Origin of the sequence: [Lactobacillus] rogosae, from assembly GCA_900112995.1 — a bacterium.
GTDB classification, from domain to species: Bacteria; Bacillota; Clostridia; order Lachnospirales; family Lachnospiraceae; genus Lachnospira; species Lachnospira rogosae.
This window is the reverse complement of record FONU01000005.1, coordinates 122,548-147,572: the sequence shown is the minus strand read 5'-3', so window position 1 is coordinate 147,572 and position 25,025 is coordinate 122,548. Positions and strand designations below refer to the sequence as shown.

Sequence of the window (25,025 nt, the reverse complement as noted above, 5' to 3'; positions counted from 1 at the left end):
TTAAGAATAACATATATTAAGGATATATCTTGCTTAAAGATGTATTCTTACACAAGGTATATCCTTTATATGTATATAAAGGAGGTGGTATGTCTTATGATAAAAAGTCCGAAATTTACACATAGCAAGAAGGACAATAATAAAGCACAGGGCAGAAGTACACATTTAACAGCTATTGTTGTATCGCTTGTTCTTAGTATAATAATGATTACCATAAGCGTGTTTAATGTAAGTGCAGTTGTGATAGATGTAAGCAGTCACGATGGTCTGATAGACTGGAACAGGATAGAGGAGCATATAGAAGGTGTCATAATAAGAATTGGTTATGGTAATGATATTGAAGGACAAGATGATAAGCAGGCAATCCGTAATATGAATGAATGTGAGCGGCTTGGAATACCTTATGGTGTGTATATATACAGTTATGCACTTACAAGTGATGAAGTTACATCGGAGATTAATCATACACTAAGAATGTTGCAGGGGCGAAGTCCTGTCCGTGGCGTATGGTTTGATATGGAAGATGCAGACGGATACAAGGAGCGTAATGGACTTGATGTATACAAAGATGGTGAGCTTTTAACGGATTTTTGTATACAATTTATTGAAGCTATGGATAAAGAAGGCTATACGACAGGCGTATATGCTAACTATAATTATTATAAAAATGTACTGAATCTTGAGCGGCTTGCGAATACCAGAGGTTTTAATATGTGGCTTGCACATTGGGGTATAGAAGAACCTGGTATGGATTGTATGATGTGGCAGTTTGGAGCATACTTAATAGATGGGCACAAATTTGATGGCAATATATTTTATGCAGATTACAGCTCACCATTTAAAGATAGACCAGATACAGACGATAACGGAGAGAATATAGAACGTATAGATAAAGCTGCTGGAAGTTCTGCAATTGAAGCAGTAAATGTTGATACCAATGTAAATGTAATCTACAGGGCACAGATTAGAGGCAGTTACTGGCTTCCTGAGGTAGTTAATGATGAAGATTATGCAGGAATACAGGGGACTGGAATAACTGGAATAACCTTATCAACTGATAAAGGTTATGCTGTATACAGAGTATATGCCGGTGGCAGGTGGCTTTCATATGTTGACAGCAGAAATTCAGATATTAATGACTATTATAATGGTTATGCAGGAAATGGAGCTGAGATTGAGGCGGTTGAAGTGTATTATTATACACCGGCATCATTGCTTATAAATGAAGCGACACCATATGCAACATTAAAAGACGGAAGATATCATTATGCGTACTACAGGGTAAGCAGAAAGAATATGGATTATTATTCTTATCAGACAGACAATGAAACAGACAATGGACAGGACGGTTATGCAGGCATTATAGGCAGGAAGATAGACCGGTTCCAGATAATTATAAAATAAATATTTGAGGATACAGAATATTTGGCATAATATTTACAATATTGGCAATATTATAAGATGATAAGTCAGTACATTCTTTAACAGAAGTGTTCTGGGGTGTGCTGACATAGTATTGTACAGGCCAGGATTTTTATGAAAGGTCAGGAATATTGTAAAGGAGTCAGCACATATATGAGTGAAGATAGTGATAATAAAGATGGACAGGTTGTGCTTGAGGATAAAAATGGAAAGAAGATTAAGCTAATTACAATAATAGGTGAGATAGAAGGACACGATAATCTTCCAGCTGCAAGCAAGACAACCAAGTATGAACATCTGCTTCCACAGCTTGCTGCGGTGGAAAATGATGATGCAATAGGTGGAGTATTATTTTTAATGAATACGGTCGGAGGAGATGTAAGTGCAGGGCTTGCATTGTCCGAAATGATTGCGTCAATGCACAAGCCAACGGTATCTCTTGTTATAGGAGATTCCCACAGTATAGGTGTTCCTCTTGCTGTAAGCACAGATTATTCATTTATTGTTCCAACAGCTACAATGATAGTACATCCGGTGAGAATGAATGGAAATATAATAGGTGCAAGACAGACTTATGATTATTTTGAACGCATACAGAAAAGAATTGTCTCATTTATTGCAAGAAAAAGCGACACAAAAGAAAAAGAAGTAGAGAATATGATGATGAATACAGAAATGCTTACAAAGGATTTAGGAACAATTCTTGTAGGAGAAGATGCAGTCAAAGCCGGGCTTATTAATGAAGTAGGCGGAATAAGCCACGCATTCAATAAGATAAAAGAGCTTATGAATAAAGAAGAGTAAATAGAAGAACAATAAAGATATGCAGAATAGTAAACATATGCAGAAATGAGGATTATGATGACACTAAGCACACAGCCAGATAACAAATGCAATATATGCCCAAGGCGTTGTAATATTGACAGAACACATAATAAAGGTTATTGTCTTATGAATGATAAAATTATGGCGGCAAGGGCTGCACTTCATATGTGGGAAGAACCCTGCATATCAGGAGAGCGTGGAAGTGGTGCTATATTCTTTTCGGGCTGTACATTAAGATGTGTATTCTGTCAGAATCACGATATAGCTTCTGCAAAGGTTGGAAAGGAATTATCTGTAGATGAGCTGAGCGATGTTATGCTTCGTCTGCAGGATAATAAGGCTGATAATATTAATCTTGTAACGCCAACACATTTTACAATTCCAATAATAAAGGCAATAGAAAAGGCAAGAAATAAAGGACTTAGAATACCGGTTGTATACAATACAAGTGCATATGAAAATGTTGAAACATTAAGAATGTTAGATGGCATAGTGGATGTATATCTGCCGGATTTTAAATATATGGACAGCAGGCTTTCACAGCAGTATTCATATGCTGCAGATTATACAGAAACTGCGAAGAAAGCATTAGAAGAAATGATAAGACAGACAGGTAAGCCGGTATTCTTTACAGCAGAAGATGAACTCGTAAAAGAGGGGTATGTTGAAGAGCAGATTATGAAGAGAGGTGTCATAGTAAGACATCTTCTTCTGCCTGCGTGTGTGAAAGACTCCAAGGCTGTAATCAAGTACCTGTATGATACATATAAAGATGACATATACATAAGCATTATGAACCAGTACACACCGATAAACAGAATTAAGGAATACGATAATCTTAACAGGAGGGTCACTAAGAAAGAATATGATGAGGTTGTAGATTATGCCATTGAATTAGGTGTTGTCAACGGCTTTATACAAGAGGGCGGTACAGCAGATGAAAGCTTTATTCCAGAATTTGATTATACTGGATTATTATGATAAAGTATAAGACAGTTGAAATGGAGGCATATTATGCGATGTGAGAGTGGTAACCCTTGTATTATGGGGTGTAACAGGATAGAAAATGGATATAATTTTGCTTATGATTGTAGTACGGATACGGATATAAAACTATGCTTTTTTGATAGGGATACTCTTGAATTAAAAGAGGAAATTCCGTTAAAAAAAAGAATGGGGACAGTACATTCTGTATGTGTGTGTGATGATAATATAGAGAGAATGCTGTATTGTTATAAGGCTGATGATGAATATATTGTTGATCCTTATGCCAAGGCGGTTACAGGCTGTGAAGTATTTGGAGTTGAGCAAGAAAATACATTACATTTAAGTCCGGTAAAGCTTGAAAGCTTTAATTGGGAAGGTGATGTGCCACTGCATCTGCCATATAATGACTGTGTTTTTTATAAGCTTAATGTGCGTGGATTTACAAAAAGCAGGTCATCAAAGGTAAAGTCAAAGGGGACATTCAGGGGGATTGTAGAGAAAATACCATATCTTAAAGAACTTGGTATTACTACGCTTGAATTTATGCCGGCATACGAATTTGATGAGGCATACAGATTTCCTCAATTCATAGACAGCAGTGAATATTTAAGATATGGTGTGATAAAAGGAAGCATTTATAATAATACTGTTACTAAAAAGGCAGAAAAGCTTAACTGCTGGGGCTATACCAAGGCATTTTATTATGCACCTAAGGCATCTTACAGTATACCAGCAGAGGATAATATTAGTGAAAAGGCAGGTAAATATAATGATTACACGACAGAATTCAAGAATATGGTAAAATGCCTGCATAATAACGGAATTGAAGTTGTGATGGAATTCTTCTTTGACGGTGTTAAAACGGCATATATTCTTGAATGCGTGAGGTACTGGGTAAGGGAATACCATATAGACGGAGTGCACCTGTACTGTGATGAACATTCCCTAAATGTGCTGGCAGCAGATCCACAGCTTGCAGATACAAAGATAATTACTGTCGGCTGGAATTCAGACAGGGGTACATATAAGCATATGGCAAGCTGTAATAATGATGCACAGAATACGATAAGGCGTTATTTAAAAGGTGATGAGGATATGTTAAGGCCATTTATTAATATGGCAGGTGCTAATCCATATAATGCTGCGGTTATCAATTATGTGGCAAGTAATAATGGCTTTACACTGTATGATCTGGTGAGCTACGACCGCAAGCATAACGAGCTTAATGGCGAGAATAATAGAGATGGTGAGAATTATAATTTCAGCTGGAATTGCGGCGAAGAAGGCAGTACGAGAAAGCTTAAGGTAAGACAGTTAAGAATTAAGCAGATTAAAAATGCTCTTGTTATGGTTATATTATCGCAGGGTACGCCGCTTATTCTTGCGGGAGATGAATTTATGAACACCCAGCAGGGAAATAATAACCCTTATTGCATAGACAGTGAGCTTTCGTGGGTGAACTGGAGAACAAGCAATGATTCAATGCAGATATTGGAATGGACTAAGAAGCTTATTGCCTTAAGAAAGAAATATGGTATTCTTCACAGCAGGGAAAGTCTTTCGTTAAGTGACTCCAAATCATTAGGCTATCCAGATATGTCATATCACGGAGGCAATGCGTGGTATGCTGATATGGAGAATTATTGCAGGCAGATAGGAATTATGTATTGCAATTCCTACTCAGATGATAAGTCGAGAAGTCTTATATACATAGCTTATAATATGCATTGGGAAAAGCACAATCTTGCCCTGCCAAAGGTTGAGGGAAGCAGCTTTAAGATAATAGCAGCCACGAATGATGTGCAGGATAAAGCATTTATTGATAAAGAAGCAAGAAGCGTCTGTGTACCGGAAAGAAGCATAGCAATCCTTGTGGCAGAATATCAAGAAAAGAAAAAAGCCAGAATTATTAAGAAAAGATACTAAAAGTTATAATATCCGGAAAGGAAAAAGTTAAAATGGATTACACAAAGCTTAATGAATTAAAGAGCCAGTATGGAGATTATGAGGAAGTATTTAATTCAGGAGATTATGATAAAGCGGCAGATATACTTATGAAGGTGTTAGATGTCATAGAGCTTGAATACGAAGATAAAAGAAAAGCTGGTATGCTGGATAATGATCTTAATGTAAGAAAGTCAGAAGGTACGGATAAAATATGGCTGTGTACTAATCATATTATGGAATATTATATATATGCGTGCTATTTTGAGCCACAGGAAGAAATACTTATGCCAGAGCTTCCAATTGCAGAATATTACAGGACTTATGCTGATTTATGCGTGAAGCTTCAAAAGTACAAGAGGGCAGAAGACGCCTACAAGAAAGCACTGTGCTGGAATCCGGTGGATTTGGATTCATATCTTGGGCTTGCAGAATGTTACAAATACCTTAATATGATGTCAAGATACCTTGATGTCACTAAGCAGGCATATAGATTTTGCTGTACAAGGGCAACTATGGCAAGGTATTACAGAAATATGGGCTTTTATTATCTTTCATCATACAACACAGATATGGCAAAGGCGTGCTACACATACAGTAATATCTATTACCACACAGATAATGCAGATTCAGAGCTTAATTATATAGAAAATGCACTTAAGGAAGCCAAAGATAAGGGCGTAACTAAGGATGATAAAGAATATGATATCCGCACAATGCAGGCAATGTTTGATAAAGAAAATGTTGAGCCGGGCCCGGACTCCAAGACGATCGGTATTGTATACAGGGTTGGAGAGTTAATGCTTCAGGATAAGGAATATGCACTTGCAAAGGATTGTTTTTCTATTGTATATGATATAACTAATGAACAACAGCTTGAAGGAGTACTTGCAGAGTTAGACAGATGTCTTGAAAATGCGTAATTTATGAATTAAGCTTATGAATTAAAATCGTTATGTGCACAAAGCAGGAACAGAAATGATGATTAAAATGGAGAAGAATATGGATTTAAAAAACAAGTATGACAGCATAATATTTGACCTTGACGGAACATTATGGAACTCATCAAAGCCTATATGTGAAGCGTGGAATATTATATTAGACAGACATAAAGAGATAGTAAGAGAGCCTATAACAATAGAAGAACTGGGACAGTGTATGGGACTTCCTATGTATGATATTGCGGCAAAGCTGTTTCCTGATGAGAAGGAAGAAGTAAGAAATGCACTTATGGACGAGCTGTGCGAATTTGAAAATGGATATCTTGAAAAGATGGGTGGAGTGTTATTTCCAGGGCTTGAGGCAACACTTAAAGAGCTTAAGACAAAATATCCATTGTATATAGTAAGCAACTGTCAGGACGGATATATTGAAGCATTTATAAAGGCACATAAGCTTGAAAAATATTTTAGTGATACAGAGTGCTGGGGCAGAACAAGAGCACCAAAGGCAGTAAGCAACAGAACACTTATAGAAAGAAATAATCTTAGCAATCCGGTATATGTCGGTGATACAGCAGGTGATGCCAATGCGGCAAGGGAAGCTGAAATAGACTTTATATATGCCGAGTATGGTTTTGGTGAAGTTGAACCTTCTTTATATGTTGGGGTAATAGACAGCTTTAAAGAGCTTAAAGATATTCTTTTGTAATTATATTACCTGAAAAGTAACCTTGAGTGGCTAAAGACTATATTTAAAAAAATTCTGCTATAATTATTTTATGTATTAATATTAAGGTATTATATATTTTGTACGATATATTATTCGTAAATAATAAGCCGTAAGCTTATACGGCTGACCAATGAAATATATAATAACACGGATGTTAAATATACGCTACGGATGGCACTTTTTATCAGTGCCATCTTTTTTATGTAATAGGTAATTCCGATAGAATTCCCTATTACATAAAAGGCACTATGTGCCGATAATGCGCACTCGCACGAAGATGTAGTATGTCGCAAGCGACCGCACTCGGCGCGAGAATGTGCTTTGCACATTCTTTTTTTAAATGTCCAGGGAGGTAAGTATGAATACACAAGATAAACAGATTAACTCAGCAGTAAATAGCTGCCGTATGGCATTGTACAACAATAATAAAGCCAAAAGCACTAATAAAACTACAAGACTTATCAATAATCTTTTTAAAAAGTACAGAAAAGATGACACCGAAAATGAAAATGAGGATGAGAACACAAAGCTTGATACATTATCAATAGGTTTGCAGTTAAAGGAAGCGGTTGATTCTATATTTGACCCGACAACCGGAATGAGTGAAGAAGAAAAAAAGAAATTCGTACAGAAGCTGTACCGTAAGTTAGAGTCAGGTAAGAAGCTTAGTGCAGATGAAATGCAGTATTTAAGAAAGAATGACCCTGTGACTTACGCCAAGGCGGCAAAGGTTCAGGTATTAAGAGAGTCGTTAAAGAAACAACTTAAAAGTGCTACGTCAAAGGAAAAAGCGGCAGACATATATACACAGGCTATGTCAAGAATAAGTGAGGATGACCCAGCCAGGAAAGAAATTATGGCAGCATATGATGATGTATATAAGGAGTTCAGAAAGTCTGACGAGTATAAAGCACTTCCTAATACAGAGAAAGAGGCAAAGGAAAAGGCAGCTAATAATAAAAATAAAAATGCACAGGGCTGGGAAGAAAAAGAAGATGATGATACAGAAATGTCAGTTGGAGAAATTGATGTAGTTGAGAAATTGATGTAGTGGAAAAATTTGATGTAGTTGAGAAATTAATGTAGTGGAAAATTTAATTTTTGGGGTTGACGTATTGGTTAGTTAGTGCTATCATAACTTCAACATTTTAATACACTAAAGTCTGCGAACAAGATAGTACTTTATGAAGGAACATTACAGAGAGCTGGCGGTGATGGAAAGCCGGTATGGGAGTCATAAAGGAATGGGCTTGGGAGATGCACAGATTAACAGCATAACAGCCTAGTAGTCTGTGACGTGTCCTCACGTTATAGAGGGAGGATATAATAGTATCCGATAATGAGATAAGTATATTTTAATAACATTATATGTATAACGGTTTATAATTATATTATAATTATAACACTGTATATGATTGCCATATATGCTGTATATACATATAATAGTAATATGAATTATTCGGTTTCACTTAAAGGCTTGTAAAGCATTTGATGTGTATATAATATGCACAGCATAAGTGATATAATATATTATGATATGTAGTTGAATGTACTTGTGAATAAGGGTGGCACCACGAGATTTATCGTCCCTGACAGGAATGTCCTGTCGGGGACTTTTTTGTGTGATAGGAATATCTGTTTACATAATAAGTTATAAGCGATAAGAAAAAGTCTGATATCTGACAGGAAGATTAATAAGAAGTGAGGATTGGTGTATGAGAAGATTAAAAGCATACAAAAAGACAGTAAGTATTGTTAATGAATCAGCTATTGAGCTTTATAAGGGGCTTGGAAGAGAAAAGAAGGGCTTTCTTATGGAGAGTAATGATAAGGAAAATGGCAGATACACATTTATGGGAGTTGACCCACAGGAGATTATCCAGTCAGATAAGGACAGTCTTGTAATTACTAAATCAGACGGAAGCAGGGAAGTAAGAAAAGGTAATCCGCTTGTAAGATTAAAGGAATATTTCGATGAATTTGAAATAATAAAAGATGCAGAAGAACTTGAATTCATGGGAGGACTTGTTGGAAGTCTTGGATATGATTATATAAGATATACAGAGAATCTCCCAGATGATAATGAAGATGAGATAGGCATAGAAACAATACAGCTTATGTTAGCTTCAAAGTTCATAGCAATCGACCACGAGGCAGAGACATTTACAGCAGTAGTTCTTGATGAAGATAGCAAAGAAGGCAGAGCAAGAGCATTAAAGGAAGCTGAGGAACTTATAAAGACAGCAAGAGAAGGCGTTGGTAAATATCATAACGAAGAGATTGATATGGAGCTTGATGGCCAGATTGTGAAAAAATCGGACACGATAGATGAATACAGCCAGAAGGTTGAGAAGATTAAGAATTATATAAAAGAAGGACACATTTTCCAGACAGTATTATCACAGAGATGGACAGTCAAGACAAAACAGACAGGTTTTAATCTTTACGAGAAGTTAAGAAAGCTTAACCCATCACCATACCTTTATTATTATAATTTTGGGGATTTTGAAATAATAGGAAGCTCACCAGAGATGATAGTAAAGCAGACAGATTCTAAAGTATATACCTGTCCTATAGCTGGAACAAGAAGACGTGGGAGAACTAAGGAGGAAGATATAGCATTAGAAGATGAGCTTCTTAGTGATGAGAAGGAAAGAGCAGAACATGTAATGCTTGTTGATCTTGCAAGAAATGACTGTGGTAAGATAAGTGAGTTAGGTTCAGTGAGAGTTTCAAAGTTTATGAATGTGCAGAGATACTCACACGTAATGCATATAGTATCGTTGGTAGAGGGAAGAAGAAATGGAGAATATCATCCTCTTGACCTTGTATCATCATTCCTTCCAGCAGGTACATTAAGCGGAGCACCTAAGATAAGGGCTATGGAGATTATAGATGAATTGGAAACTGTAAGACGAGGTCTTTATGGAGGAGCAACAGGTTACCTTGATTTTGGCGGTAATATGAATTTCTGTATTACAATAAGAACTATGATAAAGAAAGGTGACTATGTATATCTTCAGGCAGGAGCTGGAATTGTAGCAGACTCTAAGCCAGAGCTTGAATATATGGAGTGCTGTAATAAAGTTATGGCACTTGCCAAGACACTTGTTAAGGAGGAACAGTTATGATTCTTTTAATTGATAATTACGATTCATTTACATATAATCTTTATCAGTTTATAGGTATATTTAACAATGATATAAAGGTAGTAAGAAATGACAAGATAACAATAGAGGAGATTGAAGCGTTAGATCCAGAGTCAATAGTTATATCTCCCGGACCTAAGAGCCCTTTAGAGGCAGGCATAAGTGTTGAGGTGATAAAGCATTTTACAGGTAAGAAACCTATACTTGGCATATGCCTTGGACATCAGAGCATAGGTGTTGCATTTGGTGCAACAGTTTCATATGCCAGGCAGTTAATGCACGGCAAGCAGTCAGAGGTTATTCATAATGGAAGCAGTATATTTGAAGGGATTCCATCACCTGTAAATGTTGCAAGATATCATTCACTTGCGATTATAGAGGGTACACTTCCAGATGAGCTTGAGGTAATTGCAAGAACTGATGACGGAGAGATTATGGCAGTTAAGCATAGGAAATATCCGGTTGTCGGTTTACAGTTCCACCCTGAATCAATATATACTGAACACGGAAAAAGAATTATAGAGAATTTTGTTAATGGCAATATCTGACTGATAAATGTGTAGAAATGGAGATAATATGATTCTTGACGTTATTGTAGAAGATAAGAAGAAAAGACTTGTAGAACATAAAAATGCTATAAGTGAAGAGGATATGAAGCAGGAAGCACTTAATTTAAAAAGACAGAGCATAAGTTTTTATGATGCCTTAAGAAAGCAGGGTTTATCAATAATAGGAGAGTTTAAAAAGGCTTCTCCAAGCCACGGAAAGATGGATAATAAGATAGACCTGACTGAAAGAATAAGACAATATAGTGAGAGTGCAGATGCTATATCGTGTCTTACAGAGGAAGATCATTTTAATGGAAGCACAGAATATCTTAAGCAGATCAGAAGCCTGACTAATCTTCCGATTATAAGAAAAGATTTTATAATTGATGAATACCAGGTATATGAAGCTAAAGTTATAGGTGCAGATGCAATTCTTTTGATAGCCGCAATACTTGATGATAAGACATTCAAGAAGTTATATGATCTGGCATACAGTCTTGGACTTGATGTGCTGTGTGAAGTTCACGATGCGGAAGAAATGCAGCGTATGATAAATCTTGACGTTAAGATTATTGGAATTAATAACCGTAATTTAAAGACATTTGAAGTTAATCTTAATACAACTAAGAAGCTTTCAGATATGGTGACACCTAAGATGAGAGAAGAAGGAAAGATTCTTGTATCTGAGAGCGGGGTGGAAGGCAGTGAAGATGTTAAGCCGCTTGCTGACAGCAGGGCAGATGCGTTGCTTTGCGGAACAGTGCTTATGGAAGCACTTAATCCTAAAGAGCTTATAAGAGAATTTAAAGATACATACGATAAGGAGCTTTTAAAGGCAAAAAAATAGCTTCTCCTGTTGAAGTGAAGATATGCGGGCTTACAAGTGAAGCAGACGCGGGACTTCTCATAAAATATGGTGCTGATTATGGCGGTGTTGTTGTATTTTATCCAAAGAGCAAAAGAGATGTAACGATAAAAGAAGCTAAGATAATAGTTGATATATTGAAAAAATCAGACATAAAAGCTGTAGCTGTTACAGTATCACCAACAGTGGAACAGTTGTATAAAATACAGGAAGCAGGTTTTGATTATATTCAAATTCACGGCACACTTGAAAAGGCTGTATATGAGGCAGACACAATTCCAATTATAAGGGCAGTTAATATAGCAGATAACAATAATGCAGATAAAACTGACGACATAATTAATACAGTTAAGGAACAGGTTGAAAAAAGTCAGAAGCTTGATAAAGTTGCTGGAATACTTCTTGATGCAGGTGTTCCGGGTTCGGGTAAGACGTTTGACTGGAACAGTATTAAAGAGCTTGAGATAACAGAAAAGAAGTTATTTCTTGCAGGGGGGCTTAACAGTGGCAATGTTGCGGCGGCAGTTAAATGCGTACAGCCTGATGTTGTTGATATAAGCTCTGGTGTTGAATATGAAGATGTGCTTATTAAAGGCAAAGATGAAAGTAAAGTCAAAGCATTTATAAATGCTGTTAATAATTAACAGTGCAGATTTATGGTATAAAGCCAGAAAAGCTTATCAAAGCTTGCTGGGTGTAATATTTAATTAAAGGAAAAGAGGAATAATTATGCAGGATAACAGATATTATGGAGAGTTTGGCGGACAGTATGTGTCTGAATCATTAATGAATACACTTAATGAGTTAGAGAAGGCATTTGATGAGGCTATTAAAGATCCTCAGTTCATAAAAGAATATATGTACTATCTTAAAGAGTATGTAGGAAGAGAAACACCTTTATATTATGCAGAGAGAATAAGCGAGAAGTATGGTGCTAAGATATATCTTAAAAGAGAAGATTTAAACCATACAGGAGCACATAAGATTAACAATGTTATAGGTCAGATACTTCTTGCTAAGAGAATGGGAAAGACTAAGGTTATAGCTGAGACAGGTGCTGGACAGCACGGCGTTGCAACAGCTACAGGAGCAGCACTTTTTGGAATGGAATGTACAGTATATATGGGTGCTGAAGATATAGAAAGGCAGTCACTTAATGTATTCAGAATGGAAATGCTTGGTGCAAAGGTTCAGGCAGTAACGACAGGAAGTGCAACACTTAAGGATGCAACTAACGAAGCTATAAGAACGTGGGCTGAGAGAGCGGAGGATACATTTTATATAATCGGTTCAGCTGTAGGTCCTCATCCATATCCTAAAATGGTTAAAGAGTTCCAAAGAATAATATCAACAGAGGCAAGAAAACAGATATTAGAAAAGGAAGGACGACTTCCTGATGCAGTAGTTGCTTGTGTTGGCGGCGGTTCTAATTCAATAGGAATGTTTGCTGATTTTATAGATGATAAAGATGTAAAGCTTATCGGTGTTGAGGCAGGCGGACTTGGAATAGATACAGGAAAGCACGCTTCTGCTATGGCACTTGGAGAACCGGGCGTTCTTCATGGAATGAAGTCATATTTATTACAGGATGAGGCTGGTAATATCAAGCTTGCCCACAGTATATCAGCAGGTCTTGATTATCCGGGTGTAGGTCCGGAACATGCATATTTAAGAGACTCAGGAAGAGCAGAATATGTATCAATTACAGATGCTGAGTGTATGGATGCGTTAATGGAACTCTGCCGGATGGAAGGTATTATTCCAGCAATAGAGAGTGCCCACGCACTTGCCCACGTATTTAAAATGGCACAGGGAGAATACAAGGGAAAGATTATAGTAATGTGTCTTTCAGGACGTGGCGATAAGGACGTTCACACAGTAAAGAAATATCTTAATGGAGAGGAGACTAATAAATAATGAATAGAATAGAAGAAAAAATGACAGCCTTAAAGAATGAAGGAAGAAAGGCATTTATCACATATACAACAGCAGGGCTTCCAGATATGGAAACAACTAAGAAGATTATGTTCGCACAGCAGGAGGCAGGCATAGATGTTATGGAGCTTGGAATACCATTTTCTGACCCTGTAGCAGACGGACCGGTTATTCAGGCAGCATCTTATGAAGCAATACAGAAGGGGGCAACTTTAACAAAGATATTTACACTTATGAAAGAGGTAAGAAAAGAAGGACTTACTACACCTGTAGTGTTTATGATGTACTATAATACAGTTTACCATTACGGACTTGAAGAATTTGTCGAAATGTGTGCAGATTGCGGAGTGGACGGTCTTATTATACCAGACCTTCCATATGAGGAGCAGAAAGAGATTAATGCAGTGCTTGCAGAAAATGAGGCTGCACCAATTCTTATACAGCTCGTATCACCGGTATCTAAGCAGCGTATACCTATGATTGTTAATAATGCAAGAGGCTTTGTATACTGTGTATCACAGATGGGTGTTACAGGTAATGGTACTAATTTCCATAAGCAGATAAGAGAGTATCTTTTGGAAGTTAAGAAGAACAGCCCTGTTCCGGTTATGATGGGATTTGGAATAAGAACAGCCGGGGACGTAGAGCCACTTGAGGATATTATTGATGGTGCAATTGTTGGTTCACATTTTATCACTCTTATGAAAGAGAATAATTATGATGAAAATGTTATCAAAGAATATATAAGCTCTTTCAAGAAGGAGATGAATGAGTAAATATGGTTGTTAGTCTTGTAAGAACAGCGATACAGACAAAATGCAGATATGATAATGCCAGAATGACAGGAAATTATGAATGTGCGTATGCACTTGGTATTTTAACAAGTCAGGAGGGTGTTGAACCAGAAGGCACAATAACTGAATTAAAAAGCGTGTATGATAAGGTTATAAGTGGTATTTCAGCTATCCAGACTGACGATAAGAAGATACAGCAGTTAATTGCAATAACGTCTGATTATGAGGTTACAGATAAGTTTGATGAGCAGATGAATGAACTATATCATATGGGATACAACGATAAGAATATTTAAGCAGGTCTTGACTTATTAGGGTATATGAGGTATATTCTACAAATGTAATTAATTTATGAAGGATAGGTGGATGTTAACGATGACAGAATTGGTTAAGGTTGCAGACATTAACAAAGCACATAAGAATCCAATAGCTGAATTAGTTCAGATAGCATGTAAGTTTGACAGTCATATTGAGATTGAGGGCGAAGGAAAAAACATTAATGCAAAAAGTCTTATGGGGATTATGGCATTTGGATTGAAGGAAGGCATCGAGGTTAAAGTTACAGCTACTGGCAGTGATGAGAGTAATGCCACCGATGCAATTAGGAACTTTTTAACTTGTAATGATTAATTTATGGAGGATTTGATCATGGAAACTAAGGACATTTTTGGTAACGAGGCTAAGACAGAAGTTAAGACAGCAAAGAGTGCAGATGTTAAGAAGACCACTACAAGAAAGACACCTGCAAAGGCAGCAGCAAAAGAAACTGTTAAGGAAACTAAGAAAGAAGCAGCTAAGACTGTTGAGACAGTAAAGAAGGCAGCCGGGGAAACTAAGGAAGCAGCCAAGAAGGTTGAAGCTGATGTAAAGGCAACAGCTAAGAGTGTAGAGGCAGAAGTTAAGACAGCAGTCACAGCTAAGAAGGCAGCAGTTAAAAAGACAGCTTCTAAAGCAGCAGCTAAGACAACTAAGACAGCAGCTAAGGCTGTTAAGGAAGTAAAGGCAAAGAAGCCAGCCACTAGAAAGACAACTAAGGCAGCTAAGAATACTTTTGATAAGGAGTTATTCTTCCAGTATGCTAATAAACAGGTTGATGAGGAAACTCTTGTTGCAAGAATAGTTGAAGATGCTAAGGAACAGAATGTAGAGATTAAGGAACTGAAAATGTACTTAAAGCCAGAAGATAATGCATGTTACTATGTTGCTAACGGCAATGTTGCAGGACGTGTTAATCTCTATTAATTCCAATTGATACATAATGTTAAAGGACTGTGGTGTATGTATGATGCCACAGTTCTTTTTTGTTCTTTATAAAGAATTTTAAAAGAAAACATTTTGAAAAAATTGTCGAATTGATGTATAATAATACCCAAGTTGGTAAAGTAAAGTACACAGAAATGAGGAGTTATATGTTTGAAGTTAATGAAAAAGTTGTTTATGGAGTTGTAGGTGTATGTGAGATTGAACAGATAGGCAGACCACCTATAAAGGGAATTGACAAAGATTATTATTTTCTTCAGCCTGTATATGACACTAAAGGTATTATATATTCGCCAGTTGAGAATAACAAAGTTATGATTAGGAGCATAATTGGCAAGGATACCTGTATCAAGCTTATTGACCGTGCTAAGAATTGTAAGAAGGATGAGGCACTCAATGAAAAGATTCACCCATCCAGGTATGACGAGATGGTTAAATCACAGGACGTTATACAGCTTATGCACCTTGTAAGAGCTTTGTTTAACATAAAGAATGACAGAGCAAAGGAGTTAAGGAGAATGAAGTCGGCAGATAACCGTATGCTTGCAACAGCAAGAAAGCTTCTTTACGGAGAGATAGCAGCGGCTATGAATGAGGACTACACTGCAATGTCAGAGCAGATGGACAATTATCTGTCAGTGCTTTGATTTTAATCAGAGAAATCCTGTTTGATTAAATAATATATTTTATCCAGTGTTTTAGATAAATGTAATTAATGGTAACATTCAATGATTGCATTTTATCAATAACACTGTTTTTTTTATTTTAAAACATATATAATAATATTATTATGATAAAGCTTGATTTCGTGAATTGATAATTGACATTTTTTTAACATATTGCTATCATAGTGCAATACGCATAAAAGCAGGGACTGATTACGGCATAATTTAGTCAGACTTTTATTGACAATTAAATATTCACATAGTATGTAATAAGCTATTGTTATGGCTTGGCATATGTGAACAGCTTTATTAGCTCATATTAAATCAGGGAGGTTAGCAGTGAAGGACGTTAGGGTTATTGAAGTGAAAAAAAGCGTGTTTGAAAGCAACGATGAACGTGCCGCTCTTTTAAGAAAAGATTTAAAAGATAAAGGTGTATTTCTTTTAAATCTTATGTCATCACCGGGGGCAGGAAAGACAACAACTCTTACAAGAACGATTGAACAGTTGAAAGATGACTTAAGAATAGGCGTTATGGAGGCTGATATTGATTCAGATGTTGATGCAATAACAATTGCTGAGACAGGTGCTAAAGCAATACAGCTTCATACTGGTGGAATGTGTCATCTTGATGCTGATATGACAAGACAGGGAATTGATGAGCTTGACGATAGTGATATTGATCTGGTAGTTCTTGAGAATGTCGGAAATCTTGTCTGTCCGGCGGAGTTTGATACAGGTGCAGTAAAGAATGTTATGATTCTTTCAGTGCCAGAGGGTGATGATAAACCACTTAAATATCCCCTTATGTTTTCAGTGTGTGATGTTGTGCTTATCAATAAGATTGATGTTATGGAATATTTTGATTTTGATATTGAACAGTGCAGGGAATATATCAGAAGAAGAAATCCTGATGCTAAGGTGATACCTGTTAGTGCCAAGACGGGTGAAGGAATATTAGAATGGACAGACTGGTTAAAGAACCAGGTTATGGAATGGAAAGAAGCGTAACCACGGTAAGCATAATTATTTAACGTGAGCAACGAAGATAAAAGCCTTTATAAGGTGGAAAGGACAATTTATGGGTAAAGAAGAATTTAAAAATCCTCATCCGGAACTTCCGGTAAGAGAGCCAATACTTAAGCTTGGCAAGATGATAACAGACAGAGTGCCAATTAAGCTTGGCTTTGAGAAATTAACAGCAGATAGTCCGGAATACTGGGGACTTGCACCAATATGTACAGATGAACAGGCCAATATAGCATTAAAAATGGGTGTCCGTAAACCTAAGACACTTAAGCAGATGGTGCAGATTACAGGAATGGACGAGAAAGAACTTGAAAAGCAGCTTGAGCAGATGTCTTTTAATGGTCTTTTGGAATATAACTGGGAAAATCCACAGCACGAGAAGCAGTATGTTCTTCCAATGTTCGTACCAGGAAGTGCTGAATTTACTAATATGAATTCCACAGTTCTTGAAGAACATCCAGAGATGGGACGTTTCTTTGAGAGAATGAGCCGTCTTCCATTGGAAAAGATTACTCCTATGGTGCCACCAGGGGGTGCAGGAATTGGTATGCACGTTATTCCGGTAGAGAAAGCTATTGATATGAATAACGAGGCAATATCTTTAGAGAAGATATCATACTGGCTTGATAAGTATGATGGCAAATATGCAGCAAGCCCATGTTCATGCCGTAAGTCAAGAAAGACTTATGATGAAGGCTGTGCAGATGATCCAGAGGATTGGTGTATAGCTGTTGGTGATATGGCTGATTATGTTGTTGAAACAGGCAAGGGCGGTCATTATATCACTAAGGAAGAAGCACTTGAGATATTCAAGAAGGCTGAAGACAATGGTTTTGTTCACCAGATTACTAATATTGACGGACAGGACAAGATATTTGCTATATGTAACTGTAATGTTAATGTCTGTTATGCACTTAGAACATCGCAGTTATTTAACACACCTAATATGTCACGTTCGGCATATGTTGCCAAGGTAACTAAAGAGAACTGTGTAGCCTGTGGCAAGTGTGTTGAATACTGTCCGGCAGGAGCTGTAAAGCTTGGACAGAAGTTATGTACTAAGGACGGAAGCGAGATTAAGTATCCTAAAATGCCACTTCCATCAGAGCAGAAGTGGGGACCACATATGTGGACAGAAGATTACAGGGATAAGAACCGTATCAATTGTTATGATACAGGTACAGCACCTTGTAAGACAGCCTGTCCAGCACATATAGCGGTTCAGGGCTATCTTAAGATGGCAGCTCAGGGAAGATACAAGGATGCACTTGCGCTTATAAAGAAGGATAATCCATTCCCGGCAGTATGTGGACATGTATGTAACAGAAGGTGTGAGGATGCCTGTACAAGAGGAACAATAGATGAAGCTATTGCAATAGATGAAGTTAAGAAGTTTATTGCAATGCAGGATTTAAAAGCAGATACACGTTATATACCAGAACCTGTAGTTCCGGCAACTAAGGGATATTTTGATGAAAAGATTGCTATTATTGGTGGTGGTCCTGCCGGACTTTCGTGTGCATTCTATCTTGCACAGAAGGGTTACAAGCCAACTGTATTTGAGAAGAACAAGAAGGCTGGTGGTATGCTTGTATATGGTATTCCATCATTTAAGCTTGAAAAAGATGTTGTTGAGGCTGAGATAGATGTTATGCGACAGATGGGCGTTGACATTAAGACAGGTGTTGAAGTTGGTAAGGACATCACTATTGATGAATTAAAGAAGCAGGGTTATAAAGCATTTTATATAGCAATAGGCTGTCAGGGTTCAAGAAAAGCAGGAGTTGCAGGCGAAGATGCCAAGGGCGTTATGTCAGCAGTTGACTTCTTAAAAGAGGCTGGAAGCACACACGAATTCCCACTTGAAGGTGATGTTGTTGTAATCGGTGGTGGCAATGTTGCTATTGACGTTGCAAGAACAAGCACAAGAGTTGGTGATTACAATGTATCTATGTTCTGTCTTGAGGACAGAGCTAATATGCCAGCTTCAGAAGAAGAAATAGAAGAGGCTGTAGAAGAAGGCGTTAAGCTTGACTGTGGCTGGGGTCCTAAGGAAATCCTTACAGAAAATGGAAAGGTTACAGGAATTGTCCTTAAGAGATGTACATCAGTTAAGGATGCAGATGGAAGATTTAATCCTCAGTATGATGAGAATGATACTAAGACAGTTAAGTGCAGTCACGTATTCTTAAGTATAGGCCAGACAACAATCTGGGGCGATTTATTAAAAGGCACAAAGGTTGAGATAGATGGCGTAAGAGTTAAAGCTGACAAGCTTACATACCAGACAACAGATCCAGATGTATTTATCGGTGGAGATGTATACACAGGACCAAGATTTGCTATTGATGCAATTGCGGCTGGTAAAGAAGCTGCTATATCAATCCACAGATATGTACAGCCACACAGCTCACTTACAATAGGACGTAACAGAAGGGATTTCATAGAACTTGACAAGAATAACATCAAGGTAGAAAGCTATGATAATTCTTCAAGACAGATACCTGGAACAGATAATTCATTTGACCATAAGAAGTCATTCAGAGATGCTAAGCTTACATTTACAGAAGAACAGGTTAAAGCAGAGACAGCAAGATGTTTAGGCTGTGGTGCTTCTGTAGTAGACCCTAACAAATGTATTGGCTGTGGTATATGCACAACTAAGTGTGAATTCGATGCAATACACCTTAACAGGGATTTACCAGAATGTAGTACAATGAGAAAGAGTGAAGACAAGCTTAAGTATATACTTCCTTATGGAGCTAAGCAGGCTATAAAGATTAAGTTTAAGAAGAAATAAACAACCTTATAGCTGGATAACAGATAATGATAATTAGTAATAATTATATTAAGCTATAGTAATAATGACATAAGGATAATTTCCTATGTAGATAAGAACAACTGCAATATAATCAGGCTGTACAGCCTTTGCGGCTTTTGGCAGCGATTGTATTGTGGTTGTTCTATTTCTATCCTATAGTGTATTATGGTATAGATAGAAAAATCACAGAGAAAGGAGCAATCACCTCAATGCACGAATTAGGCGTAGTATTTCACATAATAGACGATTTAAAAGAAGTAGCCGCGAATAATGAAATATCCGAGATAACTAAAGTTGTATTAGAACTTGGCGAAGTATCCACCGTAATAGACTCATACCTTACAGACTGCTGGAAATGGGCGGTAAAGAAGGAAGATTTATTAAAGAATTCTGAGCTTGTTATAGAGAAGATAAATGCAGTTACTTACTGTGAGGACTGCAAGGCTGAATATGAAACGGTAAAATATGGAAAGATATGTCCTGAATGTGGAAGTACACATACATATCTTTTGCAGGGAAGTGAATTTAACATCAAAGAAATAGAGGCGTGTTGACATTTTTAGCTGGTAATATTATGATTAAGCAGATTGAGATTATAAGAAAATAATATATTATGCTATAATAAGATATGTTATGCTGATTAATGGCGGAATTTATATCGGTTAAATAGATTATTTTCTTAGGATATAGAAAGGATTACTACTATGAGTAAGGAATTGGAAAAGAACTACAATCCCTCAGAGATAGAGGACAGATTGTACCAGAAGTGGCTCGATAAGAAATATTTTCACGCAGAAGTAAACAGGGATAAGAAACCATTTACTATTGTAATGCCACCACCTAATATTACAGGAAAGCTGCATATGGGTCACGCACTTGATAATACAATGCAGGATATTATTATTCGTTTTAAGAGAATGCAGGGATATGAAGCATTATGGGTGCCAGGAACTGACCACGCAAGTATTTCGACAGAAGTAAAGGTAACCAATGCCTTAAAAGAAGAAGGAATTGACAAGCACGAGCTTGGAAGAGAAGGCTTTCTTAAAAGAACATGGGAATGGAAGAAAGAATATGGCGGAACCATCACAAGCCAGTTAAAGAAGATTGGTTCGTCTTGTGACTGGGACAGAGAAAGATTTACAATGGATGATGGCTGTTCTAAGGCAGTTCTTGAAGTATTCTGCAAGTTATATGAAAAAGGTCTTATATACAAGGGCTCAAGAATTGTAAACTGGTGTCCTGTATGTAACACATCTATATCAGATGCAGAGGTTGAACACGAGGAGCAGGCAGGACATTTCTGGCATATCAATTATCCTGTAGTTGGTGAAGAAGGAAGATATGTAGAGATAGCTACTACTCGTCCAGAGACACTTCTTGGTGATTCGGCACTTGCTGTTAATCCGGATGATGAAAGATATACAGATCTTATTGGAAAGGAAGTATACCTTCCACTTACAGATAGAAAGATACCTGTTATCGCAGACAGCTATGTTGATAAGGAATTCGGAACTGGTGTTGTTAAGATTACTCCGGCTCACGATCCTAACGATTTTGAGGTTGGTAAAAGACATAACCTTCCAGAGATTAACATACTTAATGATGATGCTACAATTAACAATCTTGGCGGAAAGTATGCCGGTATGGACAGATACGAAGCAAGAAAAGCTATGGTAGCTGACCTTGATGCACAGGGACTTTTGGTTAAGGTTGAAGACCACGTTCATAATGTTGGTACACACGATAGATGTAAGACAACAGTTGAGCCTATGATTAAACAGCAGTGGTTCGTTAAGATGGATGAGCTTATCAAGCCAGCAGTTGAAGGCGTTAAGAATGGTGATATTGAACTTGTTCCAGCTTCTATGGATAAGACATATTTTAACTGGACTGATAACATAAGAGACTGGTGTATATCAAGACAGTTATGGTGGGGACACAGAATACCTGCTTACTACTGTAAGGATTGTGGTGAGATGGTAGTATCTAAGGATAAGGTATGTACATGTCCTAAGTGTAAAAGCTCTAATATGGAACAGGATCCAGATACACTTGATACTTGGTTTTCATCAGCACTCTGGCCTTTCTCAACACTTGGCTGGCCGGATAATACACCTGAGCTTGATTACTTCTATCCTACAGATGTACTTGTAACAGGATATGATATTATATTCTTCTGGGTTATCAGAATGATATTCTCAGGATATGAGCAGATGGGTAAGAAGCCATTTGGCAAGGTATTATTCCACGGACTTGTAAGAGATTCACAGGGACGTAAGATGAGTAAGTCACTTGGAAATGGTATAGACCCACTTGAAGTTATTGATAAGTACGGTGCAGATGCTTTAAGATATACACTTATCACGGGTAATGCACCTGGTAATGATATGCGTTTCTACTGGGAAAGAGTTGAGGCAAGCCGTAACTTTGCTAATAAGGTATGGAATGCTTCAAGATTCATAATGATGAATGACCCGGATAACAAGATAAAGGCTACAGATGAGAAGCCGGCTAATCTTACAGCGGCTGATAAGTGGATATTATCAAAGATGAATTCACTTATTAAAGAAGTTACAGATAATATGGAAAAGTACGACCTTGGTATAGCAGTTGCCAAGCTTAACGACTTTATCTGGGAAGAATTCTGTGACTGGTATATAGAGATGGTTAAACCACGTCTTTACAATGACGAGGATACAACTAAGACAGCAGCTATATGGACATTAAAGAAGGTTCTTATAGATGCACTTAAGCTTCTTCATCCATATATGCCATTTATTACTGAAGAAATATTCTGTAATATTCAGGATGAGGAAGAGTCTATTATGATAAGTTCATGGCCTGTATACACAGAAGATAATAACTATTCACAAGATGAAAATGCCATCGAAACAATTAAGACAGCAGTCCGCAATATAAGAAATTTAAGAGCTGAAATGAATGTTGCACCAAGTCGTAAAGCACTTGTATATATTGTTTCAGAGAATGAGAATGTTAGAAATATATTCGCTAATGGTAAAGTATTCTTTGCGACATTAGGTTATGCGAGTGAAGTTGTAATCCAGTCTGATAAGTCTGGTATTCCAGAAGATGCAGTATCAACAGTTATTCCAGATGCAGTTATCTATATTCCATTTGCAGAGCTTGTTGATATTGATAAGGAAATCGAGAGATTAAAGAAAGAAGAAGATAAGCTTCATAAGGAAATCAGCCGTTGCAATGGTATGCTTAATAATGAGAAGTTCACATCTAAAGCACCACAGGCTAAGATAGATGAAGAAAAAGCTAAATTAGAGAAATATTCTAATATGCTTGCACAGGTTGAAGAAAGACTTGCAACACTTTCTAAGTAGCCAATAGTTAAAGTTATATGTGTTTCCTGCTGGGAAAGATTAATGCAGTATCCAGCGGGAAGTGCATAAAAGCAATAGACCAGAATATATAATTATGGAGGACAAAAGTTATGGCAGATAATTTAATGAGAAAACTCCCATTTACACGTTTTGCTATGGAGATGAGAAGTGGCAAGATAATTGAGATTGATGAAGGCTTTGTTAAAATGCTTGGCTACACAGAAGAAGATATGAAAAATGGTCTTGTGTTCAAAGATATTGTGCCGGATATTGATTATGAGGGCATAATAACAGAGCTTCGAGAGACATTTATTGATCAGAGATATGCCTGCTATGAGCATTATTTTCAGACTAAGACAGGTAAGAAGATAAGAGTTGTTGTATTCATAAGAATAGAGAATAAGCTTCTTGAAGGACACAGAGTATTACGTGTAAGTGTAGGTAATATTTCAGATCTTAAATAACTGTTGGTATATGTATAAATATTATTTAAGAGTGGAGAACAATAATGAGTAACTTACTAGATGTCATTCGTAAGAATATTGAATTTGTAGGTATATCACTTCTTCTTATGGTTATAGTATTTGTGATTGCAAGGGCAAGTGAAGTGCTTATTGAGAAAAGAAACGGAGTTAAATTCGCTTCAAAGAATACGAAAGTTAATAAAACAGTTATTATGGCTATGCTGTCAGCAATAGCGGTTATTCTTATGTACTTTGATTTTCCTATTCCAATTATAGCTCCGGGCTTTTATAAGATTGATTTCAGCGAAGTGCCTGTGCTTATAGGTTCATTTATGCTTGGACCTTGTGCAGGAGTCGTTATAGAAGCAGTTAAGGTAATACTTCATTTCTGTATGAAAGGAACTACAACAGCATTTGTTGGCGATTTTGCTAACTTCATACTTGGCTGTATGTATGTTGTGCCGGCTTCTATAATTTATCACATTAAAAAGACAAGAAAGATGGCTGTAGTATCACTTGCAATAGGTGGAATAATACTTGTAATAGCTGGTATGGCACTTAATGCGTGGTATCTGCTTCCTAAGTATTCAGAACTTTACGGTCTTCCTATGGATACATTGATTGCTATGGGAACAAAGGTTAATGCTTCAATTAAAGATGTATTCTCATTTGTCGCATTGGCGGTTGCACCATTTAATGTGATTAAAGCTGTTATTGACGGCGTTATAACAGTTGTGTTATACAAGTATTTAAGTCATCAGTTAAAAGCCTGATGATGAATAATAGATTTTAACAGGGACATAATATTATATGAATATAAGCGTATATACCATTATTAATGATACCATTATCAATGGCTGTATACGCTTATATTGGTTTATTTCATAAATATAATATTATGCGGCAGGCATAAGAATGGAGGATTTATGTCTAAGTTAAAATGGTTCATTATCGGAGCTATGATGGTTACAGTTATGGCAGTTCTTGTTGGCTGTGGAGCAAAGAATGACTCTGAAAGCGGGAGTAATTCTGGTTCAGGAAATAATAACAAGAGTACAGTAGAAAATCTTATGACAGAAGCAGCCACAGGAGCAAAAGAGATGATGACAGAAGCGGCAACTGGTGCAAAAGAGATGATGTCAACAGCAGAAAATGGAATGAAGGAAATTGCAACAGAGATTTCATCAGCATTCCACGAATAATAAATACGGTGTCAAAAAGTCCAGCAGACGTGTAATCAGCATTATAAATGTCGGTCTCTGGACTTTTTTGCGTTGTAAATAGTTGTTA

Annotated in this window: 24 protein-coding genes; all 24 read left to right on the top strand. The window is 36.9% G+C overall.

The window, feature by feature from the left end; genetic code table 11:
* Positions 1 to 96: 96 nt before the first annotated feature.
* The 24 genes from BM157_RS02315 to BM157_RS02200 all read left to right on the top strand — a co-directional run bounded on the left by BM157_RS02315 (position 97) and on the right by BM157_RS02200 (position 24,937).
* A complete protein-coding gene (locus tag BM157_RS02315; RefSeq protein WP_318255753.1) occupies positions 97 to 1,404 on the top strand; it encodes a GH25 family lysozyme in 1,308 nt (435 codons plus the stop codon).
* A 132-nt stretch (positions 1,405 to 1,536) separates the two neighbouring features.
* A complete protein-coding gene (locus tag BM157_RS02310; RefSeq protein WP_090139801.1) occupies positions 1,537 to 2,226 on the top strand; it encodes an ATP-dependent Clp protease proteolytic subunit in 690 nt (229 codons plus the stop codon).
* 54 nt (positions 2,227 to 2,280) lie between these two features.
* Positions 2,281 to 3,228 (top strand): radical SAM protein, encoded by a 948-nt coding sequence (locus BM157_RS02305; protein WP_318255752.1) that lies wholly within the window; start codon positions 2,281 to 2,283, stop codon positions 3,226 to 3,228.
* 33 nt (positions 3,229 to 3,261) lie between these two features.
* Positions 3,262 to 5,160, top strand: coding sequence for a hypothetical protein (locus tag BM157_RS02300; RefSeq protein WP_090139798.1), 1,899 nt, complete (start codon positions 3,262 to 3,264; stop codon positions 5,158 to 5,160).
* 32 nt (positions 5,161 to 5,192) lie between these two features.
* The gene (locus BM157_RS02295) at positions 5,193 to 6,101 is read left to right on the top strand and encodes a hypothetical protein (RefSeq protein ID WP_055174186.1); all 909 of its coding nucleotides are present in this window, start codon (positions 5,193 to 5,195) and stop codon (positions 6,099 to 6,101) included.
* 55 nt (positions 6,102 to 6,156) lie between these two features.
* Positions 6,157 to 6,828, top strand: a complete 672-nt coding sequence (locus tag BM157_RS02290) for an HAD family hydrolase (protein WP_318255751.1) — start codon at positions 6,157 to 6,159, stop codon at positions 6,826 to 6,828.
* A gap of 379 nt (positions 6,829 to 7,207) precedes the next feature.
* Positions 7,208 to 7,900 carry a hypothetical protein gene (locus tag BM157_RS02285; RefSeq protein ID WP_055174187.1) on the top strand — a complete coding sequence of 231 codons (693 nt, stop codon included), beginning with the start codon at positions 7,208 to 7,210 and terminating at the stop codon, positions 7,898 to 7,900.
* Between the two features lie 664 nt (positions 7,901 to 8,564).
* The gene (gene trpE / locus BM157_RS02280; RefSeq protein WP_090139796.1) at positions 8,565 to 9,980 is read left to right on the top strand and encodes an anthranilate synthase component I; all 1,416 of its coding nucleotides are present in this window, start codon (positions 8,565 to 8,567) and stop codon (positions 9,978 to 9,980) included.
* Positions 9,977 to 10,546 carry an anthranilate synthase component II gene (locus BM157_RS02275; RefSeq protein WP_090139794.1) on the top strand — a complete coding sequence of 190 codons (570 nt, stop codon included), beginning with the start codon at positions 9,977 to 9,979 and terminating at the stop codon, positions 10,544 to 10,546. Before trpE ends, BM157_RS02275 begins: the two co-directional genes overlap by 4 nt.
* 28 nt (positions 10,547 to 10,574) lie before the next feature.
* Positions 10,575 to 11,393, top strand: coding sequence for an indole-3-glycerol phosphate synthase TrpC (trpC, locus tag BM157_RS02270; protein WP_090139793.1), 819 nt, complete (start codon positions 10,575 to 10,577; stop codon positions 11,391 to 11,393).
* A gap of 14 nt (positions 11,394 to 11,407) precedes the next feature.
* On the top strand, positions 11,408 to 12,055 hold the full coding sequence (locus BM157_RS02265) for a phosphoribosylanthranilate isomerase (RefSeq protein ID WP_090139791.1): 648 nt from the start codon (positions 11,408 to 11,410) through the stop codon (positions 12,053 to 12,055).
* 85 nt (positions 12,056 to 12,140) lie between these two features.
* Positions 12,141 to 13,328 carry a tryptophan synthase subunit beta gene (gene trpB, locus BM157_RS02260; protein ID WP_090139788.1) on the top strand — a complete coding sequence of 396 codons (1,188 nt, stop codon included), beginning with the start codon at positions 12,141 to 12,143 and terminating at the stop codon, positions 13,326 to 13,328.
* Positions 13,328 to 14,122, top strand: coding sequence for a tryptophan synthase subunit alpha (gene trpA / locus BM157_RS02255; RefSeq protein WP_090139786.1), 795 nt, complete (start codon positions 13,328 to 13,330; stop codon positions 14,120 to 14,122). The genes trpB and trpA overlap by 1 nt, the downstream gene beginning before the upstream one ends.
* Before the next feature lie 2 nt (positions 14,123 to 14,124).
* On the top strand, positions 14,125 to 14,436 hold the full coding sequence (locus tag BM157_RS02250) for a DUF3837 family protein (protein ID WP_055174192.1): 312 nt from the start codon (positions 14,125 to 14,127) through the stop codon (positions 14,434 to 14,436).
* A 79-nt stretch (positions 14,437 to 14,515) separates the two neighbouring features.
* Entirely contained in the window at positions 14,516 to 14,770 is a 255-nt protein-coding gene (locus tag BM157_RS02245; protein WP_090139820.1) for an HPr family phosphocarrier protein, read from the top strand.
* 18 nt (positions 14,771 to 14,788) lie between these two features.
* Complete coding sequence (locus BM157_RS02240; RefSeq protein ID WP_055306086.1) at positions 14,789 to 15,382, top strand: DUF6465 family protein; 594 nt, start codon at positions 14,789 to 14,791, stop codon at positions 15,380 to 15,382.
* Positions 15,383 to 15,549: 167 nt separating this feature from the next.
* Positions 15,550 to 16,047 carry a CarD family transcriptional regulator gene (locus BM157_RS02235; protein WP_022502137.1) on the top strand — a complete coding sequence of 166 codons (498 nt, stop codon included), beginning with the start codon at positions 15,550 to 15,552 and terminating at the stop codon, positions 16,045 to 16,047.
* 357 nt (positions 16,048 to 16,404) lie between these two features.
* On the top strand, positions 16,405 to 17,076 hold the full coding sequence (hypB, locus tag BM157_RS02230) for a hydrogenase nickel incorporation protein HypB (protein ID WP_022502136.1): 672 nt from the start codon (positions 16,405 to 16,407) through the stop codon (positions 17,074 to 17,076).
* 70 nt (positions 17,077 to 17,146) lie between these two features.
* Positions 17,147 to 19,894 (top strand): FAD-dependent oxidoreductase, encoded by a 2,748-nt coding sequence (locus BM157_RS02225; RefSeq protein WP_022502135.1) that lies wholly within the window; start codon positions 17,147 to 17,149, stop codon positions 19,892 to 19,894.
* Positions 19,895 to 20,124: 230 nt separating this feature from the next.
* Positions 20,125 to 20,469 (top strand): hydrogenase maturation nickel metallochaperone HypA, encoded by a 345-nt coding sequence (locus BM157_RS02220; RefSeq protein WP_055306085.1) that lies wholly within the window; start codon positions 20,125 to 20,127, stop codon positions 20,467 to 20,469.
* A 150-nt stretch (positions 20,470 to 20,619) separates the two neighbouring features.
* A complete protein-coding gene (locus BM157_RS02215) occupies positions 20,620 to 23,271 on the top strand; it encodes a valine--tRNA ligase (protein WP_055174197.1) in 2,652 nt (883 codons plus the stop codon).
* A gap of 110 nt (positions 23,272 to 23,381) precedes the next feature.
* Positions 23,382 to 23,735, top strand: a complete 354-nt coding sequence (locus BM157_RS02210; RefSeq protein WP_022502132.1) for a PAS domain-containing protein — start codon at positions 23,382 to 23,384, stop codon at positions 23,733 to 23,735.
* A 44-nt stretch (positions 23,736 to 23,779) separates the two neighbouring features.
* Complete coding sequence (locus tag BM157_RS02205) at positions 23,780 to 24,508, top strand: ECF transporter S component (protein ID WP_318255750.1); 729 nt, start codon at positions 23,780 to 23,782, stop codon at positions 24,506 to 24,508.
* Positions 24,509 to 24,661: 153 nt separating this feature from the next.
* On the top strand, positions 24,662 to 24,937 hold the full coding sequence (locus BM157_RS02200) for a hypothetical protein (RefSeq protein WP_022502130.1): 276 nt from the start codon (positions 24,662 to 24,664) through the stop codon (positions 24,935 to 24,937).
* Positions 24,938 to 25,025 lie beyond the last annotated feature (88 nt).